This is a genomic window from Paenibacillus germinis, assembly GCF_013141785.1.
GTDB lineage: Bacteria > Bacillota > Bacilli > Paenibacillales > NBRC-103111 > Paenibacillus_E > Paenibacillus_E phytorum.
Window position 1 is genome coordinate 51447 of the sequence record NZ_WHOC01000161.1, and the last position, 23683, is coordinate 75129.

Below are 23683 nucleotides of genomic sequence, written 5' to 3' on the forward strand. Positions count from 1 at the left end.
AATAATGAATTGCTGTACTAACAACCAGAAAATAAAAGGAGAGCTGAGCTGATACATGAAAATGAAATGGTCACAATTGCGGGTCCTGTTTTTCACAATGGTTATTTTTGCTTCAAGTATAGTCATTAATTCCCCGGTTTCGAAAGCGGTTTCAAGCGTTGTCGCTCAATGGAGCTTCAATGAAGGGACGGGCAATGTGACGAAGGAGCAAATTTCCCAGATAAATGATCCGATCCATTATTTTAAACCTGAGCCTGCTATTCCGGAATGGAAAACAGATGGCATTAGCAGCAGCGCTCTGCTTTTTGACGGCTATTCAACATGGGTATCGCATCCTGCCATTTCCATTCCACAGAGCCAAATAAGCGTTGAAACCTGGGTTGCTCCGCGGGCTTATACATGGGGTGATGATTTCAAGCTGGATGCTATTGTCAATCAGCAATCCAAAAGCGCAAATCAAGGGTTTTTATTAGGTATGTATCGTTATGGGACATGGTCCTTCCAATTCGGTTCAAACGGTACCTGGTACGATGTATGGTCCTATGAGCCCTTGCCTAAATACGAATGGTCTCATATCGTAGCTACTTATGACAGCGCTTACGATAGTACGGGAGGGTTAGCTGTGCTTTACTTGAACGGCAAGCAGGTAGCTTCGAAAAGAACGCCACTCCATACGTTGATTACTTCATCCACGAACAATTTGTTGATTGGGACTAATAATGAAAGCACATACGGCGCTAGTCCATCTTTATTTCCGTATCATACATTTAACGGTCTAATTGATGAGTTGAAAATTTATAACGGCGCTTTGACAGCAACTGAAGTCCAAAATTCGTACGACTCGTATTTGACCAACCTTGGCGGCAACTTGCCAACACCCAATCTGTCTTTTGATCGGAGCGTTTATAACGGGGATAATTACCGACCGACCTACCATGCTATTGCGCCCCAGCATTGGATGAATGAGCCGCATGCACCACTTTTTTTTAACGGGCAATATCATATGTTCTACCAATTTAATCAGCAAGGGCCTTACTGGCATAATATGCATTGGGGCCACTGGGTCAGCACGGATATGGTGCATTGGCGGGATCTTCCCCCTGCGCTCGCGCCTTCACTTTTCCAAGTTGATCCGGACGGCGATTGGACGGGCAGTTCGGTTATCGATGACAGTGGGAATCCAGCGCTGTTTTTCACGGCGGGTAACGATGCGACAGCTCCTAATAATCAAAATGTTGGGTTGGCCAGAAGCACGTATCCTACAGATCAGGATAATGATTTGAAGCGATGGGATAAAGACGCTTCACTTGCGGTCACTCAACAGGCTGGTCAGGGAATAAAAGGCGAATTTCGTGATCCGTTTGTATTTAAGGACGGCAGCACCTGGAATATGCTTGTTGGATCGGGCGTTAGCGGTCAAGGCGGAACAGCATTAGTCTATACCTCGTCGGACATGACAAACTGGCAGTATAAAGACACTCTTTATCAAAATAATCTATACCCTGAGAAGTTGGGTAATGTATGGGAGCTGCCTGTTCTGCTGCCGATTAAGGATTCATTGGGCCACCAGAAATATATATTTATGGTCAGCCCTGTCGGGGGGCAAGCCCGCGTATTTTACTGGATTGGCACCTGGAATAACGTCACATCCAAGTTTACCCCTGATCCTGGTTCGGATGCGCCGCAGTTGATGGACTATGGCGGTTTCCATTTTACCGGGCCGAGCGGATTTGTAGATAAATCAACATCAGCGTACAATACACCAAATCGTACAATATTGAATACGATCACTCAAGGAAATCGGAGTTCGCAGGCAGACTCGGATGCCGGTTGGGCGCACAATGCTGGATTACCTGTTGCACTGGATCTGCGTCCTGACGGTCAACTCGGCATCAATCCGATTTCTGAACTGCAGTCGCTCAGAGGCTCGCAGCTGTTGGATATCGCCACGGACACTTCGTTTGCTGATGCGAACCGACTTTTGGCTGACCTTCGGGGTGATACGCTTGAAATCGATATGGAACTAGCGCCAGGTGATGCGGATAAAGTCGGCATGTATGTACGGAAGTCTCCTACCAGCGGTGAGAAGACACTGCTATACTACAAAAACAGCACGAAAGAATACGGAGTGGACCGGACGAACACCATCGCTGGGCAACCGCAAGGCATCGACAACGGCACGATAGATTTGGCCGGCGATACGGTGAAGCTTCACATTTTCCTCGATAAATCGATGGTGGAATCCTATTTGAACGGGCTGAAATCGATTACTACCCGTACATACTCAACTTCCAGCGATGCGCTAGGTCTGCAGTTGTTCGGGGATGTCAACCCGGATACGATCAGGGTGAAACATTTGCAGATCTGGAACATGAATTCTGCCTATACGCCCGTACCCGTAACCGGAGTAAGCCTGAATGCGGAAAGTCCCCAAGTTTTCACCGGAGGCAAGCAAACGCTTTACGCTACTGTAGCCCCATCCAACGCAACGAATAAAGACATCGTTTGGACTTCAAGCAACTCTGCCGTCGCAACCGTAACAAATGGAAGTGTCAGCGGAAAATCGGTCGGAACTGCGATAATTACGGCGAAAACGCGAGACGGAGGTTTCCTGGCGACAAGAACTGTTACAGTTGTTGCGCCTCCTGCATCAACGCCTCTGACCAATGGCAATTTCGAAGCGGGGAACTTAAGCAATTGGACGGTCGTCAGCGGCAATGAATTCACCGATCCCGCCGTTGTGACCAAATCTTCTACCTGGTGGGGCGTGCAACCGTTTAACCAACAAGGCGCCTTTCACCTGTGGGGCTCCAATGGAGCTGAGGGAGACAGCCCAATCGGCGAGCTTAGATCGCAAACCTTTACGTTAGGAGGTAATGGTCAAATCAATTTCCTGATTGGAGGCGGAATTGATATTGACAACCTTTATGTCGCTTTTGTTCGTTCTTCTGACGGCAAAGAGCTTTATCGGACTAGCGGGCCTGGGACCTATAAGGATTGGCCAGTTCATAAAGGGGACACTGAACAGTATACGAGGAGGTACTGGGATGCAACCCAATACATCGGAACGTCTATGTATATTAGAGTCGTCGATAATAGATCCGATTCATGGGGTCATATTAATGTAGATGATTTCAATATACCTATCCAAGCAACAGAGCAGCTACCCAATTATAATTTTGAAGCAGGCAACTTAAGCAGTTGGATTGTGGAGAGCGGCAATGCGTTCACTGATGGTGATGTGAGCTCCGCATCGACTTTTTGGAATCCGCCGCAATCTTTCAACAAAGAAGGCGATTATCACTTCTGGGGCTTCAATAATGGAGGCGATAATCGAGTTGGAGCGATGAGATCCGCAAGCTTTGTGCTTGGAGGGAACGGATTAATCAACCTTCGCGTAGGAGGAGGGCAAGACATTAATAACTTGTACGTTGCTCTTGTTCGAGCTTCCGACAACGCTATATTGTTCAAAGAAACAGGACCTAACAACGAGGGATATACAGAAAGTAACTGGGATGCTTCAGCTTATATTGGCACAAGATGCTATATTAGAGTGGTCGATAATTCGACAGGAGGTTTTGGCCATATCAATCTCGATGCCGTGAATGTTCCTGTTCAACCCGGTTCTTTGATAGGCCAGTTGACGAACCACGATTTTGAACTGGGCAACTTAAGCGGTTGGAACGTGACAAGCGGCAATGCATTCACCGACGGCGACGTGAGCTCCGCATCGACTTTTTGGAATCCGCCGCAATCTTTCAACAAACAAGGTACGTATCACTATTGGGGCTTCAATAATGGAGGCGATAGCCGGGTCGGCTCGATGCAATCCACCAATTTCGTGCTTGGAGGGGACGGACAGATCGACCTTCTCGTAGGGGGAGGGCAAGACTTGAATAATTTGTACGTTGCTCTTGTCCGGGCTTCCGACAACGCTATTTTATTCAAAGAAACTGGACTAAATAATGAGGCGTATACTCGAAAGAATTGGAATGCATCTGCATATATAGGAACGACATGCTACATTAAGATGGTCGACAATTCGTTGGGTGGCTTTGGCCATATCAATGTTGATGATGTGAATGTTCCAATTAGAATCCCTTAAATGATTTTGATCAAGACCGTCGGACTCAATTCCGATAGAAACAAACAAGACTTAAAGACTTAGCCTGATTCCACATCATGCTAGGTCTTTTTTTTAATATAAATGAAGATAATAGAAAATTTTCAACAGTTGCGAGAAAATTTTCTATTATTTTTTGTATTTATCACAGGTATGATGAAGACATAGAAAACAAACATTCACTCTTTTAGGGAGGTGAGGTTTCTTTTAGGTAAGGGATTAGTGTCAATCATGCTTGACTTCATTTGGGGGATTTGGTTATATCCAAAAAAAAAGGAGGGAGAAAAGAACATGCTGAAGAGTTTTACAAATGGCTATTTGTGTCGCTAAACGTGATAGACAATTGGGCTCTCAAACATGTTCATAGAAAAACAATTACACTTTAATTATCACATATCTTCCTATTGTTCGCCAAACTTTTTTAAAAAAAATCATAATAATTCGGAGGAATTTGAATATGAAAAACATGAAAATATTCTTGTTACTATTTGTTATATTTGCACTTTCGGCTTGTGGTAAAGCAGTGGAAACAAAACCCGTAGCTGCCACACAAGCGCCAGCAGAAACAGCTAAAGCTGCTAAAGCAGCAGATCCGACACCAGGGAAAAAAGTGGTTATTGGTTTGACTGTACAAAACTTAAGCAATCCATTCTTCGTAGCGATGTCCAAAGGTGCAGCTGAGGCTGCTAAGAAACACGGCGGTGAAGTTATCGCAGTTAGCGCAGAAGATAATTTGGCTACACAAACCGCTCAAATCGAAGATTTTATTACCAAAAAAGTAAGTATGATTATTCTAAGTTCCGTAGATACCAAAGGTATTGCAGCAGCAGTGGGTCAAGCTAAAGCAGCAGGTATCCCAATCATTTCTGTCGATACAATTTCTGAAGGCGGCGTTAATGCGAGTGTAACTTCCGATAACGTTCAAGCAGGACGTATAGCGGGTGAATATTTGGTTAAACGGTTGAATGGAAAAGGAAATATTGCCGTATTAGATGGTCCGCCGGTGTCCGCTGTAACAGACCGCATTGCAGGATTTAATGAAGCTCTCAAAGCAGCTCCGGGAATTAAAATAGTTGCTAATCAAAATGGTAATGGTAATCGTGAAACATCGCTTGCTAAAATGGAGACCATCTTACAAGCAAACGGTAAAGGACAAATCGATGCTGTATTTGCTATTAATGATCCAACAGGTATTGGCGCCAAAATTGCTGCAGAGCAAGCCGGTCGCGACAAGGAAATGTTTATCGTTGGTGTGGATGGATCTCCGGATGCAGTGACGACACTTAAAGAAAACAAAAGCTATGTTGGAAGCTCAGCACAAAATCCGTTTAATATGATTACCATTGCGGTTGAGACAGCATTTAAAGTTCTTGCTGGTGAAAAAGTGGAACCATTAATTAAACTTCCAACTGATTTCATTACGACAGAAAACGTTAAAGACTATAAAGGCTGGTAATATTGAATCATTATTACGATGTGGTACCTGCAAGCGGGTACCGCATCGTAATTATTCAGTCTTCTATCATTGATATAAACTAATAATATGGTGGAGTGAGAACATGGAAGCTGTGCAAGCGGAAGTTGAAAAAAACATTTTCTCTGAATCGTCGTCACAAGTGTTAAGCATGCGAGCGATTTCCAAGTCTTTCTCAGGGGTTACCGTATTAAAAAATATAAACATCGATCTGTACAAAGGTGAAGTACATGCTTTAATGGGAGAGAACGGTGCCGGTAAGTCAACGCTTATGAAGATTATGGCAGGGATATACCGTCCAGATAAAGGCGAGATATTGTATCGAGGCAAATCGACCACATGGCATAATGCCATGGAAGCGCGCGAGAAAGGAATTAGTGTCATTCATCAAGAGCTGAATCTTTCTCCGAATATAACCATAGGTGAAAACGTATTAATGGGAACCAAATTCCCGAAAAATAAGTTCGGTATGGTGGACTGGAAGAAAGTTCACGAACGAGCCCATTTCCTATTAAAATCAATCGGATCTGATTTAGATCCTAGATCATATGTCTCAACCTTAAGTGTTGCCCAACAACAAATGGTGGAAATCGCGAGAGCCTTATCAATAGAAGCAGAAGTTCTAGTGATGGATGAACCAACAGCTTCATTAACCCACAAAGAAATAGATAAGCTGTTTATCATTGTTAATGAATTAAAGCAAAAAGGTGTTGCAATTGTTTACATTTCACATCGTATGGATGAAATTTTTAAAATTTCTGATCGTTGTACCATTTTGCGTGATGGAGAGTGGATTACATCGATTCCTATCGCCGAAACCAATCCTGAACATCTCGTTAAGACCATGGTTGGTCGTGAATTAAACGATTTATTTCAAAAACCGCCTTCACATACGAGCTGGATTAAAGATAAAACGCCGGTTTTAGAGGTTAAAGGTTTATCTGATAACAAAAATGTGAAGGATATATCACTAGAGGTGCATTCAGGAGAAATTGTTGGGATTTCAGGATTGGTAGGGGCAGGAAGAACAGAATTAGTCAGAGCGATCTTTGGTTTATCGGAAATAACATCAGGTGAAATTCTGATTAACGGTCAACCGGTGAAAATCTCTTCTCCTGAGGATGCCATCCGATATGGTATTGCTCATGTTCCGGAAAGTCGTAAGGAACAGGGATTATTCCTGAATATGTCTGTCAAAGAAAATATTATGATGGCTGAAATGTATAAATATCGAAAAGCAGCCCTCTTAGATTGGTCGCAAATAAGCAATGAAGCTGATATGTATATAAGAGAACTAGGCATTAAAACGGCAAACAAAGAACAAAAGGTGGTCAGCTTAAGCGGAGGAAATCAGCAAAAAGCGCTGCTTGCACGTTGGCTATCCATCCAGCCAAAAGTGCTTTTGTTAGATGAACCAACAAGAGGTGTCGACATTGGCGCCAAAACTGAAATTCATAAAGTTATTTGTAAATTAGCCAAAAACGGTCTTGCTGTGTTAGTCATTTCCTCTGAATTGCCAGAAATACTAGCGTTGAGTGATCGTATACTTGTTATGCATGAGGGTAAATTACGGGCAAACTTACAACGCGAAGACGCGACGCAAGAAAAGATCATGTATTATGCAACGGGGGAGATCAAATGAGCGCTGGAATAGAAGCAATCGTTAATAAAAAATATAATGTTGGATTATCCATGAGAAAAATTTGGAATCAACTAGGCATGTTAATTGTGTTAGTTGCTATTTGTATTATACTCGCCATTTTTGCACCTAATTTTACGGATACGGGGAATATTCTCAATATCTTAAAACAATCATCCGTTAACGGAATTCTTGCGGCGGGTATGACATTAGTAATTCTGACTGGCGGGATTGATTTATCTGTGGGATCTACGATCGCACTTTCGGGAGTTATTTCCGTATTGCTTTCAAAACAAGGAATTAACCCTTTTATTGCGATGTTTGCTGGGATTGCGGTGGGATATGCAGCAGGCTGGATCAATGGTTTTCTGACTGCAAGAACCAAACTTCCATCCTTTATTGTTACATTAGGCAGTATGACTTATATAAGAGGCGCTGCTTTTGTAATTAGCGGGGGATTACCTACCATATTGGCTTCGGAACCCTTTAAGTTTATTGGATCAGGGAAGATCCTATCGGTTCCAACCCCCATCTACATTATGCTCAGTGTATATATTGTTATGTTTATCGTACTTAAATACACGATGTTTGGCAGACATATTTATGCCATTGGGGGAAATGAAGAGGCAGCGAGATTAACAGGTATTAAGGTTGAAAAGACATTAATTAATGTGTATGCCATAAGTGGTTTATGTGCGGGATTAGCTGGCGTAGTTCTTGCAGGGCGATTAATTTCCGGTCAGCCGAATGCTGGAAGCATGGCCGAGCTAGATGCTATTGCTGCTGTTGTTCTCGGAGGCACGAGCCTAGCAGGGGGAATTGGCCGAATTCAGATGACTATTATTGGTGTGTTAATCTTAGGCGTAATTAGAAATGGATTGACACTTTTAAATGTTAGCTTCTTTTGGCAAACCGTTATTACAGGTGTTGTTATCGTGCTAGCGGTGCTATTGGATCGTTTGCGCAGCGATAAGTAAGAGGAGAGGCTGTTAATATGGTGAAATTTCGTTTCAAAAGCATACGTACCCGCACACTAGTCACGATTCTACCATGGTTAATTTTATCTATGTTTGTGTTGTCTGCGTTAAGTTACAACTATTCTAAACATATCATCAATGCAGAAATTCAGGATAAAATGGCATACCAATTAAACGCAACGATCAACAATATGCAAACCATATTAACAGCGCACAGTAAAATACCTGAAAGCTTAGCGCGCACGATTGAACCTGTAGGTGACAAGATTGATAAAGGCAAATATTTTCAAATTATTCAAGGTTTGTTGTCCACAAACCCGGATACCTTTGGAGTTGGGATTTGGTATGAGCCCTATCAATATAAAAACTATTTGCAATATTATAGTTCCTATGCCTATCGGGATAACGGTCGCATTTTATTTTCCAATGATTACGATACGAAAGAATATAATTATCCTGAAAAAGATTGGTATCTGCTGGGTAAAAATACAAAGGAAACCATGGTATGGACGGATCCATTTTTTGATAAAACCTCGGGCGCTATGATTTTAACAACGGCGGTTCCATTTTATAATAACAATAAATTTCAAGGTGTAGTTACAGCCAACATCAATTTGACCAGCTTACAGCAGAAGATTTCAGACATTCATGTTGGAAAAAATGGATGGGCATTTTTGTTGGATCGAAATGGGAACTTTATTGCTAATAAAGATAACCAGAACTCAACAAATCATCAAATCATGAATGACCCTAATGTCAGTTTGGCGCAAATTGGCCAAGAAATACTGTCGAATAACAATGGAAACGCAGTTTTTAGTGATGATAGAGGTTCCAATAAAGTTTATTATCAGACGGTCCCAGATACATCTTGGAAACTGGCCATCGTCATATCGCAGGAGGAGCTTTACCAAAAGGTGAATGATTATTTTATCATCTCACTTGTGATTATACTTGTGTTGATATGTTTTATTGTCATGGTAATTTATTTCTACAGTTTATACATTACCAATAACATTAAGAAAGTAAATATTCTTTCTCAATCGATGTCAAACGGGGATTTAACCCAAACTATACCTATAAAAACGATCGATGAATTTGGCCAAATGGGCGCAAATCTAAATACAATGGCAAGTAACTTAAAGTCCATTTTATTGCAAGTATCTGAAAGTGCGAAAAGCGTATCTGAAACTTCTGTTCTTTTGTCCGATAATGCGGAACAATCCGCGAAAGCAACAGAAGAAATTGCACGATCGATTCAAGAAGTAGCCAGTGGTACGCATTCACAACTTTCATTAACCGATGAAGCAGTTGAAGAAACAACAGATATGTTTGTGAACATCAAAAAAATTACGCAACGAATAGAACTGGCAAGCCATTCAGCAAAGGATGCGCTGCAAACGGCCATTGAAGGAAAAGCGGATATTGCGGAAGCCATAAATCAGATCAATTTGATTTCACGAAACTCACTCGATTCGGTTGGAATAGTCCGCCAGTTAGAAGAGAAGTCCAAAAAGATCAATCATATTATGACCTTACTATCCACAATTGCCAAGCAAACGAAAATGCTCGCTTTAAATACAGGTATTATTGCATCCCAAGCAGGAGCAAATGGAAAAACTTTTTCTGTGATCTCTCGTGAAATTTGTCTTCTTGCTGAAAATTCAACAAAATCGAATCAGGAGATCGATACACTAGTAACTGAAATCCAGGAGGATATCTCGAAAGCAGTAAAAGCCATGGAAGATGGAGATTCTAATGTTCAAGAAGGGAAGCTGCTTACGAAAAAGGCAGGGGATTCCTTCACGAATATCCTTCAATTAGTCGAAGGGGTTTCTGGGCAAGCGGGCGATATGACGAATGAAATAAAGATGATTCAAATGAATACACATAAAATGGTTGAAAACATGGAGATAGTCTCTAACCTGTATGGAAATTCAGCAAGTTCAACCAACCACATATCGGCCACAACAGAAGAACAGACAGCGGCAATCCAAGAAGTTGCTTCTTATTCCAATGAATTAGCCCATATGGCTAAGGTCTTACAACAATCTGTGGCTTCATTTAAACTCAAGTAATTATATGTAGGCAAACAGCTTAATCGCGATCAATTACTGCAGGAGCTCCAAAAGTCCTGGAAAAAAGCTGAGCAGAAATAATTGGCTTTTTAGATTCATAACCCTTTCGCCTCTGATGCTTAGTATCAAGGCGGTAAGGGTTATTTTGTATTTGGGATCAAAGTGTCCCGTCCGTCTGTATCAATATAAGCCTGTAAATCTATCAATGTACGACATGTTCTTAACTTTTCCTTTGCCTTAAACTATAAATTGTGGAGAGAAAAAAACATACAATAGAACAGGAGTTGTAAGGTTATGAACATCATAAAATTGGTTAAACGAGCAACAACAGTAAGCTTGACTACAGCAATGCTGGTTGGAGGTGGAGCTCAAGCATTTGCGAAAGAAAAAGACAATGTGGATTACAATGAAAATTATGGTTTTTCCCACATTACACGCTCTGACATGCTGAAAATTCCTGAACAACAAAAGAGTACACAATTTCAAGCGCCTAAATTCGATCCATCAACAATAAAAAATCTTCCTTCGGCAAAAGGTTATGATGAGCAGGGCAACTTGATCGATATCGATGTTTGGGATAGCTGGCCGCTGCAAAACGCTGATGGAACAGTAGCAAATTATAATGGCTACAATATCGTTTTTGCTTTAGCAGGAGACCCTAAAAGAGGATGGGACACATTTGTCTACATGTTCTATCAAAAAGTAGGCGATACTTCCATTGATAGCTGGAAAAATGCCGGTAGAGTTTTTAAAGATAGCGATAAATTCGTACCAAACGATCCATTCCTGAAATATCAAGCAGAAGAGTGGTCAGGATCTGCTACCCTAACATCTGACGGAAAAGTTCGCTTGTTTTATACAGATCGTCAGGGTTGGGACCCCAATCACGGGTTTTATGGTAAACAAACCTTAACAACAGCACAAATCAATGTATCTCAACCAGATAAAAGTACGCTTAAAATTGATGGCGTAGAGGATCTCAAATCGATCTTTGATGGCGATGGTAAAATCTATCAAACTGTTATGCAAGGTCAAACGGATGAAGGCGATAACCATACTTTAAGAGACCCTCACTATGTGGAAGACAATGGTCATAAATACCTTGTTTTCGAAGCCAACACAGGAACGGAAGTTGGTTATCAAGGAGAGGCATCGCTCTTCAACAAAGCTTTCTACGGCGGAAATACGCCATTCTTCCAGGATGAAAAAAATAAATTGCTGCAAGGTCCTAAAAAACGTGCTGCTGAGTTAGCGAATGGCGCATTGGGTATTATTGAATTGAACGACGATTATACGTTGAAAAAAGTCATGAAACCGTTAATTGCATCGAACACAGTAACAGATGAAATCGAACGTGCCAACGTATTTAAAATGAACGGCAAATGGTATTTGTTCACAGATTCCAGGGGTTCCAAAATGACGATTGATGGAATCGGCGGGAATGATGTCTACATGTTAGGTTATGTGTCCGATTCCTTAACAGGAACATACAAACCGTTAAATGACAGCGGACTTGTATTAAACATGAATCTTAATCCTAAGGATCTTACATGGACTTATTCTCACTTTGCAGTACCGCAAGCTGACGGTAAAAATGTGGTTATCACAAGTTACATGACAAACAGAGGTTTATATGCAGACCACAAATCTACCTTTGCGCCGAGTTTCTTGCTGAACATTAATGGTTCAAAAACTTCGGTTGTGGGTGATAGTATCCTTGCACAAGGGCAATTAACGATTGACACACAGAAGAAAAAATAATGAATGTTTCCTCAATAAAGCAAAGAAAATGCCGATGAAAATCGGTGTTTTCTTTTTTATAAAAAGGATTAAGCAGTAGCAAAGAGAGGAGGTGTGTCAGCTTGAACTATACAATAAATTATAAGAAAGCAGCAAAACGAATAGGTGTAGTAGTGATTTGTTTCATTATTTTGATGACGATAGGATTAGTGGTTCATTATTCAGATAGCAATAAAAAGAACGAAACCATCGATTCCGTTATGCCATCGTATCGAGCTAGCTATCATTTCACTACGCCCGACAAATGGAAAAACGACCCTCAGCGGCCGATTTATTTGGATGGAAAGTATCATTACTATTATCTCTATAATCATGATTATCCGAACGGAAATGGAACCGAATGGCGGCATGCGACATCAACGGATTTGGTGCATTGGACAGATGAAGGGGTGGCCATTCCTAAATATACAACCAGTAATGGCGATCCATGGAGCGGATCAGTCGTTGTAGACGAGAAAAATACGGCAGGCTTTGGAAAAGAAGCGCTTGTCGCGATCGTGACACAGCCGTCTGCAGAAGGCGGGAAGCAGGAACAATATCTGTGGTACAGCACGGACAAAGGAAAAACATTTACTTCTTATCGTGACGATCCCATTATTCCGAATCCGGGCACTAAAGATTTTAGAGACCCGAAAATCATCTGGGATCATCAGATTAATAAATGGGTGATGGCAATGGCGGAAGGGACGAAGATTGGTTTTTATGAGTCTTCGAATTTAAAAGATTGGCAATATATGAGTGGTTTTATGACAGATAATATCGGAATTGTGGAGTGTCCTGATCTTTATTTGATGCGTGCGAATGATGGGATCTATAAATGGATTCTTGGTGTCAGCGCAAATGGTAAGTCTGCAGGTCAACCAAACACGTACGCCTATTGGACTGGACACTTTAATGGAAAGGAATTTCTCCCTGATCATAGTGATCCTCAGTGGTTAGATTACGGCTTTGATTGGTATGGTGCTGTCACGTTTGAAGAAGGGAAAGACAGCGATAAATACAATCATCGGTATGCTTTAGCTTGGATGAATAATTGGGATTATCCTCATAATACGCCAACCCTTCAAGAAGGGTTTAACGGAACGGATTCGATTGTTCGTCAAATTAACTTAAAACATGATGGCGATACGTATCGTTTGGTTTCACAACCCATTGAAGCATTGAATCAATTGACACATACAACGGATTCGTTGAAACAAATAGAGGTTAATGGCTCTAAAACTCTTCATGTAACAGGCGATGCGTACCAGCTTGAGACAGATATATCGTGGTCAGAGATCAAAAATGTAGGATTAAGGCTTCGAGAATCAACAGACAAAAACCGCCATGTAGATGTAGGTGTTTTTGCAGAGGGAGGGTACTCCTATGTCAATAGAGCTTTTACAGGGCAGCCCGACAAGAGTGGTAAATATGTTGAAAGTAGGGCACCCTTTGATTTGAGTAAGAAGAACGTTCACTTAAAGATACTCGTTGATAAAACAAGCATTGAAGTCTTTATGGATGATGGAACCATCGTTTTTTCCAATGAAATTTTCCCGGAATTAAACGATCAAGGGATTACCCTTTTTTCGGAAGGCGGAACCGCGATCTTTAAAAATGTTGTAATCAAGCACTTCAACAAGACAAATCTTTGAAGTATTCCCCTCGTTTCAATGCGTCGACAAACTGCTGGAGCCATTCGTAATATTTTTGACCATGCCTGAGCTTATGCAGATCTTGAAGAGCAAGCTTCCTTTCCTCGTCAGATATATGCTCATCTAGTATTAATTCGGTTAATTCGGGAAGCGCGTTGTTAATGGCTTCTGTCATCACATCGATTTCACGTTGAAGCTTCAAAGTAAAAAAGTTTTGGAAGGCAAGAAAAAAGTCGACCTCCGCAACATATAACTCTTTGCGATCCTGCTTCTCCTCGAGTTTCTTGACCATTTGAGATTCTAAAAGCGATCTGACTGCGTAACTCATATTGCTTTTGCTCATATTCATTTCTATTTTCATCTCATCAAGCGTCATCGGACGATTTTCAAAGAACATAACGCCGTACAATTGGCCGGATGAATGGGTCGCACCGTATAAATCCATCGTTTGCGCCATAGCTTCAATCAAATTCTTCCTTATTTTTAACCTTTGTTCTGAATTTTGATCGTGGGACATTGCCATACTCACTTCCCTTTATTCGTTGTTGAGAATTTATGTTCAATTTTTTTTGTATTTTTCTTTCCCTATTATATCAAAAAGTTGGTTTAGTATGCGAGTAGGAAAATCAGGACATTTACAAAATATTTATTTAGATTTAACAGTCGTTTTACACAAGGATTTCGGAATGAGTGTACAATATTTTTTGTACAGAAGTAAAGAACAAGGTAATAAGGGGTTGGGAAATTATAGAATTAAGAAATAAATGAATCTTCTAACCGCTGATTTAAACTCACTTAAACGATATTTCGCCATAGGCGTAAAAAGGAGAACAAACAATGAAAATCAATTGGAAATCGATGGCAGCTATGTTAATGGTTACAGGTTTGTTAGCAGGATGCGGTACAGCGAAACCACAGGTAGCTGCCCCAGCGGGTAGCCCGAGCACAGCACCGACCGCTTCATCCAGTAAACCAGCAGAAATCAACGTATATTCAGCCATGGAAGAAGAACAAATAAAAACTTACCTAACGTCCTTCAAGTCGCAATATCCGAATATCAAAGTGAATGTTGTTCGTGATTCAACAGGAATTATGACAGCAAAGCTGATTGCAGAGAAAGAAAATCCTCAAGCGGATGTCATTTGGGGATTAGCGGCAACAAGTCTCCTCGTCATGGATGACCAAAAAATGCTGGAGGCTTACGCGCCAAAAGGTGTCGAACGGGTGCTTCCTGAATTCAAGGATAAAGCGAATACTCCGAAATGGGTAGGTATTGACATCTGGGAGACAGCAATCATTGTAAATAAGGTTGAGCTGGAAAAACGTAAAGTGGCTATCCCCCAATCCTACGAGGATTTAATTAAACCCGAATATAAAGGTTTGATCGCTATGCCGCATCCGGCATCATCCGGTACGGGCTACTTAACTGTCAATGCACTTAACCAACTATACAAAGATAAAGCATCGGCCTACATGGACAAGCTGCATGAAAACATGATGGTGTATACACACTCTGGTTCCAAACCAGCGAAAATGGCATCTTCAGGGGAGGCTCCAATCGGTATCTCTTACGGGTACAGCGGTATTTTGGAAAAGAAAAAAGGGGCTCCGGTTGAGGTTATTTTCCCTAAAGAAGGTTCCGGTTGGGATATGGAAGCCAATGCACTTGTGAAAAAGAAGGAAATAAAGCCGGAATCTAAATTATTTCTGGATTGGGCGATCAGTGATGAGCCTATGAAAGAATACAATAAGAACTATGCCATCTTGAGTATCAAGCAAGAAGGAAATAAAATTCCTGAAGGCTACACGAAAGATCCAGTGGCTCAGTTAGCTAAGCTGGACTTGTACCAAGCGGCTAGAGACCGTGAAGCTGTACTGAAGGATTGGGAGAAAAAATATGGTTCCAAAGCAGAGCCGAAAAAGTAATTTGTTCGAGTAATCTTTCATGAAAGGGATGCTGTTAAGTTAAGGCATCCTTTCTATGTCGGAATCGATATCGCATTTTAGTTCAAAGGGGCATTTGTAATGAAATCAGGTTATTTATCGCTGCGGAACCTTTCCAAGCAATTTGGGAAGCAAGTCGCGCTGCAGGACATTCAATTAGATATCAACAAACACGAGTTCATCTGCTTGCTAGGACCGAGCGGTTGTGGCAAAACGACGCTGCTTCGAGTCCTAGCTGGATTGGAAAAAGCGGACCGAGGTATTTTGACTCTTGCAGGCAAGGATATAACAGCAGTACCGGCAGGCAAACGGAATTTCGGTATGATGTTTCAATCCTATGCATTATTTCCTAATTTATCGGTTAGCGAGAATATTGCGTACGGTCTTCGGGATCGGTTATCCAAAGCTCAAATTGCCGATCGTGTGGATGAACTGCTTGGATTAGTGGAACTTGATGAGCAGCGCCATAAAGTTCCCGCTCAATTATCTGGAGGCCAGCAGCAGAGGGTTGCACTCGCACGAGCGCTTGCCTTTTCACCTGATTGTCTCCTCTTGGATGAGCCGTTATCTGCTTTAGATGCCAAGGTTCGCATCAAGCTGCGGCGTGAAATCTGCCGTCTCCACCAACAGTTCGGTATGACGACGGTTATGGTGACGCACGATCAGGAGGAAGCATTAACAATGGCTGACCGGATTGTTGTCATGAACAAGGCAAGAATTATCCAAGTCGGCACACCAAAAGAAGTGTATGAACAGCCCAACAGTCCGTTTGTCGCAGATTTTATCGGAGCCGTCAGTTTTATTGAAACGGTGAAGGATAGCCAAGACAATGGGGTGCTGGCTATTCGCCCGGAGCATGTCCACTTAGTTCGAGAAGGCCAAGAGAAAGGCAAACCAGCCATTGTCCGGGAACTTGAATACCGCGGAACTCATTATCGTTTGGTCGCAGAGCTATTGGATCATCAGGACACTTCGCTTCAGCAATTCATTACGATGGATGTGCCAGCGAAAGTGATGATGGGCTTAGATGTTAAGCTTAATCAGAAGATTATCTTTACCCTTCCTGCTGAGCATATCATCCGGTTTGACTCTATGGCGGAACTTTCAGTGGTATAAGGAGACTATGGTTATGGACATGTGGTTAAAAAGATTGCGACCGAATACGAACACATGGAGTCAAAATATAGTTATTTTGATGATGACACTCGCTTTACTGTTTGCGATCCTGCTCCCGCTTGCGGAGCTTGCAATCAAAGCCATCACCAATCAAGATGGAGATTTCATAGGTCTTTCTAATTTCACGAAATATTTCTCGACCCCGGCATTGGTTAATTCGTTATGGAATTCCATCCAGGTTTCATCCGTAGCGACTTTCATTGCAGTGACACTCGGATTCGGATTTGCATACGCGCTGGAGAGAAGCGGAATTCGCTTTAAATGGTTATTTCGCTCAATTGCTTTGCTGCCGTTATTTGCTCCCTCCATGCTTCACGGATTAGCGCTGATCTATTTGTTTGGCAATCAAGGGCTTATCTCCACCGGCTTCTTCGGGGTGCTGCCTGAATTCCGTATTGAGCTTTATGGACCGGTCGGCATCGTCTTATCCGAAGTTTTATATACGTTCCCTCAAGCATTTCTGATGCTGTCCGTAGCACTGGCAAGCTCCGATTATCGTTTATATGAAGCGGCGGAAACACTGGGGGCCTCCAAATGGCGTATGTTTTGGACGGTCACCGTACCAGGAGTCAAATTTGCTTTGATAAGCGCTATTTTCGTTTGTTTTGTTCTGACGTTTACAGATTTCGGGGCCCCCAAAGTCGTAGGTGGACAATATAATGTTCTTGCCACAGATTTGTACAAGCAAGTCATTGGTCAACAAAATATGCAAATGGGATCAGCTGTAGGTGTTTTACTTCTTATTCCTGCCATTATTTCGTTCGTCATCGATCGAATTTCTGTGCGAAAACAGAGCGGGTGGCTCAGTGCAAAATCAACCCCCTATAGGATTGGGAGAAATAAGCTGCGGGACGTCATGTACTACGTGTTTTGCTCCTTGATGTCAGCCGCCATACTCAGCATTATTCTCGTTGCTATCTATGGGTCTTTAGTCAGAGTTTGGCCTTATAATTTACAGTTTTCTTTCGCTCATTACGACGGTTTTTTGGAAGGAACAGGACCTTTCGTTAATAGCTTGGTCATATCCTTTGGTACCGCGTTGATCGGCACGATAGTTACATTTATGTTTGCTTATCTGATTGAAAAGTCAAAAGGCTTTCTGTTCTTGCGTAATACCGCATATTTCCTGTCGATGCTGCCGCTTGCGCTGCCTGGGTTAGTGCTGGGTTTGATCTATGTATTCTTCTTTAACAATCCGAACCAGCCAATGCATGGGTTATATGGAACCATATGGATTGTAATCCTATGCAACATTGTTCATTTTTACTCGGTTTCCTTTTTAACGATGACATCGTCTCTTAAAAAACTAGACAGCGAATTCGAGGCTGCTTCGGAATCGATGAACGTACCCTGGTATCGGACGCTGCTTCGGGTCACGTTACCGATGTCACTGCCGACGATTGTAGAGATTTTTGTTTACTTTTTCATCAACAGTATGGTTACGGTGTCGGCGATCATCTTTCTATATGCACCTGACTTAAAACCTGCTGCTGTAGCGATTGTTAATATGGAAGATTCCGGAGATATTGCCCCGGCCGCGGCCATGTCAACGTTAATCATACTGACCAATTTGATTGTTCGAACGCTCGTCATGTTAGTCTCAGGGAGATTGCGTCGGAAGACGGAAGCGCTCTTGGTCAGGAAAGAGGGGTAGATATGAAATGGCACAATTAATTATCAACAATAACCGCTATCCTGTAAAAGGAATTTTATTTGATAAGGACGGCACACTGCTGAATTTTATTCGTTTATGGGGAAGTTGGAGCGAATCGTTATACCGTCATTATTCAAATAAATGTGCGGCTACCGTAAACCATGGAACGATCGATCCCATCTCAGATTTATGGGGGACGGTTCATGACTCTACGGGGCAAATCATTGATTATAGCCGAAACGGTCCTTTGGCTATGGGGTCTATTGGAGATCTGTTGGCTATTGTAGCATGGCAAGGCTATCGCCAGGGGCTTCCTTGGAATGAATCTATGCGATTTGCAAGAGAAAGTAAGCGATTGGCAGACGAAGAAATGGAACATGTACGCCCTGCTCATCCTTTACCGGGAGCCATAGATTTTATTAAACAATGCTGCGAACAAGGATTGTCTCTCGGTATAGTTACGGCGGATGAGACGCTAGATGCCGTGAAACATTTAGAATGGATGGGAATCCGGCAGTTTTTTAAGGTGATTATCGGAAACGACCTGGTAGAGCAAGGGAAGCCATTTCCCGAAATGGTAGATAGAGCTTGCTTGGAACTTGGTTTATTACCATACCAAGTTGCGCTAATAGGAGATACCAACAGTGATATGCAAATGGGCAATTCAGCAGGAGTTGCCGTAACGATTGGACACATGAGTGAGGGAAATCCAGTTTTGAAAGAGCAACGGTTGAAAGATGCGAATGTAGTCATCTCTACCTATTCAGAGCTTCGCTTGGAGGCATCCATAGATGAAGGTTGAGAGTGGTTGGGGATGGGTATTTCTAGCACTCGCCATCCTGTTTGAATTATCGGGTACAACGTCGATGAAGCTATCCGAAGGATTTACAAAACTATTGCCTTCGGTACTCATGTTTATTTTATACGGCTGCAGCTTTACCTTGCTTAACTTTGCACTGACTTATATTGAAGTTGGTGTTGCTTACGCCATTTGGTCCGGCGTCGGTATTGTTCTCATTACCTTGGTAGGTTACTTGCTTTTCAAAGAATCATTCAATATGAATCAAGCGATCTGGATAACGCTAATTGTGATCGGTGTCATTGGGCTGAAAGTAAGCAGCAAAGCTCATTGAATAAATTAGAAATCATGCAGGATGAGACCATTTTTTTGGGGGGTGGTGCTTACGGATTGTCTCTGAGTAAAGGACGTTCATTGGGACACTAATGGCGATATGCAAAAAAGCGTATCCACAGGATTTTACGAGCTTTTTGAACAGACTCTTAAAAAACTTATTGTATGGAGGTTTTCTGTAGTGAAAAGAATTATATCCTTTACCCTCGCATCAATGATGTTAATCGGTACGTTATCGAACACCGCAGTAAATGCAGAGAATGAAGTATCAAATGCCAACCCCCTTATGGCATCGATTAAATTCGATAATAATTTAAAGGACGATGCAAATCAAGGGCAATCGTTGATAGCACATGGAAATTATAGTTATGTAGACGGTGTATTACCCGGGACCAAAGCTCTGCACGTAGAAAGCGGAAACGGCAATTATGTCGGTACGACGCAAAGCTTGAATGTTGGTAATGACAGTTTTACTACATCCTTCTGGTATAAGGGCGACACTAAGGATAATCAGGTCATATTATCGAACAAGGATTTTAGTAAGAGCTCTAACGCAGGCTGGGCGATTTATACATCACCCAATTCGGTCAATATGAATTTAGGATTCCCGACCACATCAGTAAAATTTGGGCGCGACACGTTTAATGCTTCCGCTTGGCGTTACGTGACATTTGTTGTAGACAGAGATAAAATGCTCGGGTCGTTGTATATTGATGGTTACGAAATGGCTGAAACTTCGCTGGGGATCGGAACTTTAGATACATCGAACCCATTAAATATAGGCAGCGACGGAGTGGGCGGCAATGGTGGTAATTCATTCGATATCGCTGATCTGAAGATTTGGAAAGGCGCATTAAGCAGTGATGTAGTTCAAGCTAATTATACTAGTTACGGTGTAAATAAAGTAGATATGAAAGCACTTAACGACACAATATCAGAAGCAAATACACTAATAGCAGGCGGTCTCGGCAACGGCTTCAGCCAAACTGATTTTGATTATTTGAAAAAGGTTTTGAATACGGCAGCTACGGTTGCAACAACGCAAAAAGTAAAATTATATACACAGGAAACCATCAATTATTACGAACGTGAACTAAACAACGCCATATTCATCTATCAAAAAAGCAATAAGACATTAACTCCCGCCGATTTAAATATAGCGGATAGCAGCGACCCGGAAATCTCTGCAAATCCCAGTACAATCGCGCGCGTGGAAGCAGATTATAGAAAAGCCCTGAAAGTATTCCCGCAGGCCGACGTATTGGTGCAGCCTGGCGACATTACCGGCGGTAACAATGCGGGTGAATACGTGTGGATGGGTGAGCTTACAAAAGTATACAATAAACTTAAAGCTGAGGGCTTATTTAACACTACGAAGTTATATATTGTAAAAGGCAACCATGATATGAACGGCACCGAAAATTTAATACCTGTCGGTACGGCGGGCGCGTGGAACGAATCAACGAATTCGTACAATAACGATTTCTATAACAGTGCTTATAGGGTAAAGATAAAAGGATATAATTTGATTGGTTTTGATGCAAATATTAACAGCAGCAGCACGGTGGGAAAAGCCACCAATTACCTCAACCAAATTAAAAGTGAAGCGGATTATGATCCAACAAAACCCATATTTGCAATGTCTCACTACCCGATAAGCGGAACCGTGTGGGGATCAGCATGGAGTAGCGGTGCAAGTAATAATTTCGGTAAATTTATTGCCGACAATAATTTTTCGCAGGTGTTCTATATGTCAGGTCATACGCAATATGACCCGACCGACGAACGTTCTCTCTATCAAGGTGCGGCTTCGTTTCTCGATTCCGGTGGTTCGAACTATTCCAGTTATCAAGATGACGGTCCGTTCGGCGGATATATAGAAGGCTCGTATGGAAGCTATCATACCACACCTCGCATCTCGAATTTCATAGAGGTTTACGGTACAAAATTGATCCTCAAGCAGTATAACTTAGCTACAGATGAATTTGTAAGCATACCTCGTGTAGTCAACGTTGGCGAAGGCAAAGATGCCTTCAGCTATAGTAAGAGCGATATAAGAGAACTCATAGCTCCGCAGTTTGATGAGGGTATTAAGATCGATTCCTTGAATGCCAACGAAGTTGCTTTTACAATAAAGCAAGTAAATGACAATGTGCGGGGTATGGAATATAATATTCAGCTTATCAACAAGCTCACGGGGAAAGTGGACAAATCGTTTAACAGCCTTTCGTATCCGATGGACAAACCATACGATGTATACAGACAATATAAGTTTACAAATTTGTCGCCGGGTACTCCATATAAAATCAGGGTGTTCGCCGACGATTCCGTGTATAACCGTTCGTCGCAAGACATTGAAATTAATGTTAACAGTGTTAATTTAAACAGCATCACTGCGCCTGCCTCGGTATCTGCGAACAATGGAACGGCCAAGACAGCGGAAGCTCTTGGATTGCCCATAAAAGTAATTCTTGCAACCGATGGTGGTAATGTGGACGCAAGTGTGAATTGGGATTTAAGCGGCGTTAGTTACGATCCGGCTATCAAGACGGTGCAGACCTTCTCGGTGCCAGGGACCGTAACCCTGCCTCTCGGAGTTGAAAACCCGAACAGCGTTCCATTGACAACAAGCATTAACGTTACTGTTAAAGAAGTTGGAGCAGCTTCCGACCATATAACACTAGACAAAACCCAGTACATCCAAGGGGAAGCCATTACCCTATCCTATAATGGGGCTGCGTTAAACGGGAAAGATTGGGTCGGCATCTACAGAACCGGAGCTGTTCCTCCAGGTGCCGGTGTATCTTTGATATGGAGTTATTTAAAGTCTGGATCCGGAAGAGTTAGTTTAAACAATGGACTGGCTCCTGGCACTTATGATGCACTCTTTTTGCTTAATGACGGTTATACGGTAGTGGATCGCAAGACATTCCAAGTCGTTCAACGCGTCCCTGTGAGCGGGGTGACTCTTGATCAACAGAACGTAACAATGACTCAAGGCGAAACCAGAACATTAACAGCTGTCGTTACGCCCGCGAATGCGAACGATTCCCGAGTATCGTGGATAAGCAGCGACCCAACTGTTGTATCTATAATCTCAACAGGAAGCAGCGCTTCGCTGATCGGCAATCGTCCTGGGACGGCGACAGTGACGGTCAAAACTTTAGATGGGAATTTTACGGCTTCTGCGAATGTTACAGTGAAACCAATTGAAGTTGAACATCAACCGCCAACGACAACGGATAATGCGCCAAGCGGCTGGGTCAATCAAGATGTCACTGTAACCTTAAGCGCGAGCGATAACGAATCGGGTGTAGCCAATACCTACTACACGGTAGACGATGGCGCTGAGCAAACGGGAACTTCCGTCGTATTGTCGGAAGAAGGAGTTCACAAGCTTGTATATTGGAGCGTAGACAAAGCAGGCAACGTGGAACAAGCACATACAGTATCCGTTAGCATCGACAAGACAGCCCCGTCGATCGTGGTGTCCGTACCGGGGGATAACAGTATTTATAAAGATTCCGTGGATTTGACGCCTCAGATTGCATGGACGGATAACTTGTCGGGTGTGGACAGCAGCAAGACGACGGTGACGCTGGATACGTATTCTTACCAAATCGGAACGGCGATCCCGCTTTATAAATTGCCGCTCGGTCAACATACCCTTATTGTTACCTCCAGCGACTTGGCCAGCAATGTGGGAAGCAAGACCGTTCACTTCCAGACGGTGGCCAGCATCGATTCCTTGAAGGCGCTGATAACACGCTTTGCCGATGCCAAATGGATCGACAATGCGGGAATTACCAACAGCCTGCAGGCCAAATTGGCGCACAACAATTTGAAAAGCTTTGTGAACGAGGTGGAGGCGCAAAGCGGGAAACACATTTCAAGCGAAGCGGCAACCTATTTGCTGCGAGACGCTCAATATTTATTAACACAAAAGTAGAACATTATTTGATCACATTTAGGTAATGAAACGGGGGGAGATCAATTTTCTCCCCCTCATCGATTTGGACGATTAAGTGTACCTAAGGTGATCTAAAGCTGCATTT

General features: G+C 42.4%; 14 protein-coding genes. 13 read left to right on the forward strand and 1 reads right to left on the reverse strand.

Annotated elements, in window-relative coordinates; all coding sequences use genetic code 11:
• The first annotated feature begins 55 nt into the window (after nt 1-55).
• From GC102_RS31385 to levB, 7 genes are all read left to right on the forward strand, one after another.
• Nucleotides 56-4105 (forward strand): GH32 C-terminal domain-containing protein, encoded by a 4050-nt coding sequence (locus GC102_RS31385; protein ID WP_246321220.1) that lies wholly within the window; start codon nt 56-58, stop codon nt 4103-4105.
• Nucleotides 4106-4580: 475 nt separating this feature from the next.
• Nucleotides 4581-5579, forward strand: coding sequence for a substrate-binding domain-containing protein (locus GC102_RS31390; protein ID WP_171692991.1), 999 nt, complete (start codon nt 4581-4583; stop codon nt 5577-5579).
• A gap of 103 nt (nt 5580-5682) precedes the next feature.
• Nucleotides 5683-7239 carry a sugar ABC transporter ATP-binding protein gene (locus GC102_RS31395; protein ID WP_171692992.1) on the forward strand — a complete coding sequence of 519 codons (1557 nt, stop codon included), beginning with the start codon at nt 5683-5685 and terminating at the stop codon, nt 7237-7239.
• 50 nt (nt 7240-7289) lie between these two features.
• Nucleotides 7290-8213 carry an ABC transporter permease gene (locus tag GC102_RS31400; protein ID WP_373462779.1) on the forward strand — a complete coding sequence of 308 codons (924 nt, stop codon included), beginning with the start codon at nt 7290-7292 and terminating at the stop codon, nt 8211-8213.
• Nucleotides 8214-8230: 17 nt separating this feature from the next.
• A complete protein-coding gene (locus tag GC102_RS31405; protein ID WP_171692994.1) occupies nt 8231-10288 on the forward strand; it encodes a methyl-accepting chemotaxis protein in 2058 nt (685 codons plus the stop codon).
• 294 nt (nt 10289-10582) lie between these two features.
• A complete protein-coding gene (sacB, locus tag GC102_RS31410; RefSeq protein WP_171692995.1) occupies nt 10583-12049 on the forward strand; it encodes a levansucrase in 1467 nt (488 codons plus the stop codon).
• Between the two features lie 173 nt (nt 12050-12222).
• The gene (levB, locus tag GC102_RS31415; protein ID WP_216628231.1) at nt 12223-13722 is read left to right on the forward strand and encodes a 2,6-beta-fructan 6-levanbiohydrolase; all 1500 of its coding nucleotides are present in this window, start codon (nt 12223-12225) and stop codon (nt 13720-13722) included.
• Here levB and GC102_RS31420 read toward each other — a convergent pair.
• Complete coding sequence (locus tag GC102_RS31420; RefSeq protein WP_246321221.1) at nt 13703-14245, reverse strand: GbsR/MarR family transcriptional regulator; 543 nt, start codon at nt 14243-14245, stop codon at nt 13703-13705. The genes levB and GC102_RS31420 overlap by 20 nt on opposite strands.
• A gap of 314 nt (nt 14246-14559) precedes the next feature.
• Here GC102_RS31420 and GC102_RS31425 point away from each other — a divergent pair, with 314 nt between their 5' ends.
• From GC102_RS31425 to GC102_RS31450, 6 genes are all read left to right on the forward strand, one after another.
• Nucleotides 14560-15648, forward strand: coding sequence for a putative 2-aminoethylphosphonate ABC transporter substrate-binding protein (locus tag GC102_RS31425; RefSeq protein WP_171692996.1), 1089 nt, complete (start codon nt 14560-14562; stop codon nt 15646-15648).
• 99 nt (nt 15649-15747) lie between these two features.
• Entirely contained in the window at nt 15748-16782 is a 1035-nt protein-coding gene (locus tag GC102_RS31430; RefSeq protein ID WP_171692997.1) for an ABC transporter ATP-binding protein, read from the forward strand.
• 13 nt (nt 16783-16795) lie between these two features.
• On the forward strand, nt 16796-18496 hold the full coding sequence (locus GC102_RS31435; protein WP_171692998.1) for a putative 2-aminoethylphosphonate ABC transporter permease subunit: 1701 nt from the start codon (nt 16796-16798) through the stop codon (nt 18494-18496).
• Between the two features lie 7 nt (nt 18497-18503).
• Nucleotides 18504-19298 carry an HAD family hydrolase gene (locus tag GC102_RS31440; RefSeq protein WP_171692999.1) on the forward strand — a complete coding sequence of 265 codons (795 nt, stop codon included), beginning with the start codon at nt 18504-18506 and terminating at the stop codon, nt 19296-19298.
• Nucleotides 19288-19629, forward strand: coding sequence for a DMT family transporter (locus GC102_RS31445; RefSeq protein ID WP_171693000.1), 342 nt, complete (start codon nt 19288-19290; stop codon nt 19627-19629). The genes GC102_RS31440 and GC102_RS31445 overlap by 11 nt, the downstream gene beginning before the upstream one ends.
• A 180-nt stretch (nt 19630-19809) precedes the next feature.
• Nucleotides 19810-23577 (forward strand): OmpL47-type beta-barrel domain-containing protein, encoded by a 3768-nt coding sequence (locus GC102_RS31450; protein WP_171693001.1) that lies wholly within the window; start codon nt 19810-19812, stop codon nt 23575-23577.
• Nucleotides 23578-23683: the final 106 nt, after the last annotated feature.